5 protein-coding genes are annotated in these 5046 nt (G+C 49.6%); 2 read left to right on the forward strand and 3 right to left on the reverse strand.

The features are described from left to right. From GX117_11235 to GX117_11245, 3 genes are all read right to left on the reverse strand, one after another. The coding region (locus tag GX117_11235; GenBank protein NLO33905.1) for a response regulator at positions 1–476 on the reverse strand (476 nt) is incomplete at its 3' end. A gap of 317 nt (positions 477–793) precedes the next feature. Continuing rightward, positions 794–3127 (reverse strand): DUF4838 domain-containing protein, encoded by a 2334-nt coding sequence (locus GX117_11240; protein ID NLO33906.1) that lies wholly within the window; start codon positions 3125–3127, stop codon positions 794–796. 139 nt (positions 3128–3266) lie between these two features. Continuing rightward, on the reverse strand, positions 3267–3581 hold the full coding sequence (locus tag GX117_11245) for an HU family DNA-binding protein (GenBank protein ID NLO33907.1): 315 nt from the start codon (positions 3579–3581) through the stop codon (positions 3267–3269). Between the two features lie 406 nt (positions 3582–3987). Here GX117_11245 and GX117_11250 point away from each other — a divergent pair, with 406 nt between their 5' ends. Together GX117_11250 and GX117_11255 are read left to right on the forward strand one after the other, a co-directional pair. Then, positions 3988–4596 (forward strand): metallophosphoesterase family protein, encoded by a 609-nt coding sequence (locus GX117_11250; GenBank protein NLO33908.1) that lies wholly within the window; start codon positions 3988–3990, stop codon positions 4594–4596. Between the two features lie 53 nt (positions 4597–4649). After that, positions 4650–5046 (forward strand): DUF2961 domain-containing protein (locus GX117_11255; GenBank protein NLO33909.1); only part of this gene is annotated, 397 nt, incomplete at its 3' end.

The raw sequence follows: 5046 nt of genomic DNA on the forward strand, positions 1-5046 counted from the left end.
ATGTAGACGCAGGCAATGGCAGCGTCGCGCGCCAGTTGATGGTTCAGTTCCCGCTTGAAGGAATCGGTTCCCAGAAGATTCGTCACACGGTGCCGCTGGTCAAGGGTTTTTAACAAGGTGCTTAAAGAAGCGATCTTGTCCATGAGCCGCTCCAGCTTAAAGGGCTTGACCAGGTAATCATCAGCGCCTTGTTCCATACCATAAATGATTTCCGGTTCTTCGCCCAATGCTGTCAGCATAAGCACCGCAATTTGGTAGAGTTCAGGGTCTTTACGCAATCTGCGGCAAATCTGATAGCCCGTTACACCCGGCAGCATAATATCAAGCAGGCAAATATTAGGTTTGATTTGCTTGGCATATTCGAAAGCGCCTTGACCTGTATTAATGACAAAAGCCTGATACCCCTCTTTGGTCAACTTCGTTTTTACAAGTTCTGCCAAATCCACATCATCATCAACAATAAGTATTCTTTTCATAAACTCCGTCTTTTCTCCCTAAACTTCTTGCTTGCCCATCGACAGCGTTTGTGCGGTGAGCCGTGCCGCTTTCTTGACACGACCTTCATTCGCGTTAAATAGCTGCAAAAAAAAACTAAATTACCCATTTAGATCGGGCCGTGATATATCGTAAAAAAGAAAAACTATTTCCTCCTAGAGTTTACCACAATTGCCCTTATTAAATTACATTTTGAACGGTAGCAGCCAATAAGGGCGCAAAGTGTGGACACGGCGCTTTGATCCCAAGCGACGCTCCTTGGCCGCAAGATTCCCAAAACGTTATGGCAGTGAAAAGCCTATTTTACAGGAGTCGCGAACATAGACCCGGGGATTTCCCCGTAGGGAATGTCGGGACCGGCACAAAAGACTGATAATGCCGAGTTGCCGCCAGCTTCGAAGTAGCCCAACTTGAATGGATAATAGCCTTTTTCTAAGGCAACAAAAGAGGTGACGGTCTTTTCTGCATGGAGGCCGTCATTATTTACAACACGCGAATTGCCGATCCACAGGAGGCTGCCATCGTTAGAACGGACGCTGAAGGTATATACGCCCTCTTTAGGTGCGACAAAATATCCTTCGAACAACAATACATAGGCATCCGCATCGTGTCCGTCGGAGGGGCTTGTATCGATCTTTGTGACAACACTGTGCGCGTCCGCTGTTAAGTCTTTGAATTTCGGAAGGCGCGTCACCGCCATATCATAAAAGGAACAAAGGAGACCGCTTTCCATTTCTGCAGGCGCGGCAACCGGCTCAAGGCGTTTCGGCGTATCGGTTTTTTTCAGATAGGCATCAATGGTCTTCTTATATTTGGCAATATCACCGTCGTGTTCGGCAACTAATCGGAGTCCATGTTTTTCCGCAACAGCAAAGAAGCGTTCTGCCCGTGTTTTGAATGCAACGGAAGGTTCTACGGTGAGCCGCTCATGATCGACAACGAAAGAATCGCCGGCATTTAACGAACGTGCCCGTTCCATAATCGTGTAATCTGTTGAGAGGCGGGCAATGCGTACGCGCTCGAGCGCTCCGGGATCGTCGGCAACAGCTTGTTCTGCAGCGTCCATGAGCAGGTCTGCCCGTTTCATAATGTCATCATTCAGGAAGGGGACATCAGGGCTAATCCAAATATTCATGAGCGTTTCCGGATCTTTAACGGCATCATGGAGGAGATTGATGTACAGCCGCATCGGTGTCGCCGCGGCTCCATAGACGCCGCTCAAAAATTCGTCAATCGCCAAGTCGGTGTCATAATTGGGATTCCATAAGAGTTTCGCGCCGAGATAACCGCTCAAGGGGCTGAGGAAACCGTGAGGCGTATTGTATACATCCTGTTCGAAGATGCCGCGCACATTGTTCTCAATCATATAGCGAATATTGGGGCCTCGCACATAGAGATTGGGGAAGGGGGTGAGGTAATGGTGATAGGAACAATTGTAATTCCAGATCCACAACCGGTTAGCAATGGATGCCCACGCTTCGATATCGTCACAAAAGGCGCGATTTTCAGGCGTCGTGCGATCTTGGAAGGGATGAGCGAAGTCACATTCAATGGTGCACAGTCGGATAATGACATTCGGTTCCGGGCGCATCGTGCGCGGCGGTTTCCGGGTATATTGGTAGGCGAGGGTATCCACCAATTTGTCTGGGAACTCTTGCGCGGCCATCTTCGCCACAGCGTTGACCAGCTTCAATACAGGCGCCATTTGGCTGCCTTCTTCTTCCGCTAACTTCGTACACGATTCACATTCACAATAGTTGTACCAGTCGTTTTGGGAAACCGAAAACACCGTCGCTTCCGGATGGGCTGCCATGCGACGACGCACTTCTTCTGTAACAAGCCGGATCACCTCTTCATTGGTACAGCACAATTGGTTTCGATCTTTAATACGTTTCCCGCCTACCAACGAATAATATTCGGGATGTTCTTCAAAATAGGTGTCAAGGGGCAGCAAGCCTGCGAAGGTGTGCACAAAGCCGTTATAAATGATCTTGCCGCCGTGCCGTTCTTCCAAGCGGTCTGTGTTGCCGTTCATCCGATTGCGCGCCGCCCAGTCGCCATCAAAGCACTCTTCCACAAAGGGTTCTCGGTATTCCAAAACAGGAACACGTACCTCATTAATGGGAAGAATCGCCAAGGTCGCCGCCTCAGGGATTACGCTCACTTCCGGCGTAAACCAACGGCAGCCCAGGTGTTCCTCCAATAAGCCATAGACACCGTAGAGCGTGCCCCGCGGCTGCCCGCCGGTAATGATCAGGTTGGCATTATGCGTACGCAGGATGTAGCCTTCCGTTCCTAAAGATGCATAGTCGATTGATAAATCCAAGTTGCGTAGGTGTTGGCTATCGCCCACGAGTATTTCTGAATCGCTTTGCGGCGCGTCATCAGTTAACAGCGGCAGTTCTGCCCCCGTCATCTGCAGCAGGAAGCCTTGCAGCTCCTCGGCCGCATAGCGCGTAGCAGGCGGCGCCGTGGCACTCACCACAATGCTCATCTGCGGCCTGCCCTCTTCGGCAAGGAGCAAACTCGGTTCTTCAGCTGCTATGCTGTGTTTTGCCGGAGGCGCGGACATGCAGCCAACGAGAAGAACACACGTGATGACAGCAATACTTTTTAATGGGCGGACGATCATGGCTAATTCTCCAAGGATTGATTGTTGATCTTTGACGGATACCTTCGACGAATCCTAATCATGTTTTATCATAGCCGGGCTAAAAAAGCAAAGGCCCGGAACATGTGTATCCGGGCCTGACAGGGATCTGGAAAACAAATTATTTCTTGGGCGGAGTAACGAGATCTTTCGCGGCCTTACCAATGGTAAACTTCAAAACTTTTTTCGCGGGAATTTTGATCTCTTCACCGGTTGCGGGGTTGCGGCCTTTACGGGCTTTGCGTTGCACCAGTTTCAGTTTGCCAAGACCGGGCACGGTAAATCCGGCAGCAGCCTGCGCACAAGCTAAGGCAGCCAGATTGTCAAGCACGGCGGCGACATCTTTCTTCGTCAGTCCCGTTTCTTCGGCCAAGGCGGTCAGCGTCTGTGTCTTGGTCATCGGTTTGTCTTTGTCTTTTGCTTTCTTGAAAGCCATTGTCGTAATTCCTCCTTCTTCGAGTGTTTACTTGAATACTGCTGCACGCTGATACCCTTATACCAGCATACACATACGGTGCGTTTTCATTGGGTACCGTATAACCACAATGAGTGTATATAATACATTACCATGATTACCGATCCCAAATTCTAGCCTAATAAATACACGGTAAATGTTGATTTGTCAAGTTCTTTTTTCCAACAAAAATTTTTTCACCATAGAAAATAGTGTCTATTACCGCTCTTTTAGCGGGACAACGGGTCTATCCTAAACAGTAATGTTTGTAACATGCTGATATAAATTGTTTTATGAGTTGCTAAAAATTTTCAAAAAACGAGGAAATAATCTGAACCCGTGCGTGTCTGCCACAGCACTGCAGACTGAAAAATAAGGGAAAACAATTATGTATTTCGCCGTTATTGGTGACATCCTGAGTAACTTTGTCGGATTAGATGCGGTACTCGCGTCCCTGCAAGAGCAAGGGATTTATCGCGTTGTGCAAACCGGTAATCTATCTGCAGACGGATCGGGCTTGAAAGAAATCATTGCGCTGCTGCGCCGCCGCGATGTGTTGGTTGTGCAGGGCAAGTATGATCGCGAGCTGCTTCGGCGCTGTCGCGCAGGAAATAAAGCAACCCCTTCGTCCCAACAAGCGCCGCCCCTTAGTCCTGTTGAGAACGCATCCATCACCTTCTTGGCAGACCTACGCAGGAAGGAAGTCTTCGTTGAAGAGGGGTTGCGCATCTTGCTTTGTCATGGTTCTGTGAACAGCGCAGGTATGATACTGGACAGTCAAACGCCGCGCTCCGTCTATCAACGGCAGCGGGAACAGGAATCGGCACAGATCATTATCAGCGGCGGCGCGGCTTCACATTTTAACTGCACCGTGGATCAAACGCTCTTTATCATTCCCGGCACCCTGACCACGGCGAACGGCGATCTGCGCTATACCTTGGTTGATACGGAGGTCTTGCCTATTGCCGCAAAAAACATTACAATGAGCCTGCCATGAAAAAGCCTTTTTGTTCTCTCCTCCTAGCATCCAAAGTATCGGAGTTTTTATCTATGTCTAAGCCGGCGCCCTTGTTTATCTTTCTCCTTGGTGTTGTCCTTTATGCTTTTATTCTTGCGCCCTGTTCGGCCGTACCTTTATATGTCATGCCTGAAACCATTCAAACACGGTGGATCAGTTTTGAGAATCCTGATGGCACGCCCGGCGCAGGGGCTCAGGCAAATCGCGGAGCGAAAGGAGCTGCCTTTGAAGCCATCGCTGCCGGCGAAGAAAAGCTGCTCCTCAATGTGGAGGGCCCCGGTATTATTCATCGCATGTGGTGTACCTTGTCGCAGCGTTCTCCCCGTGATCTGCGTTCTTATCTACTCCGCATTTATTGGGATCATGCTGAGCGGCCTGCTGTGGAACTGCCCTTCGCCGACTTTTTTTGCGCTGTCCATGGTGAGGTGA

It is taken from the genome of Candidatus Hydrogenedentota bacterium, from assembly GCA_012523015.1.
Classification (GTDB): Bacteria; Hydrogenedentota; Hydrogenedentia; order Hydrogenedentales; family CAITNO01; genus JAAYBJ01.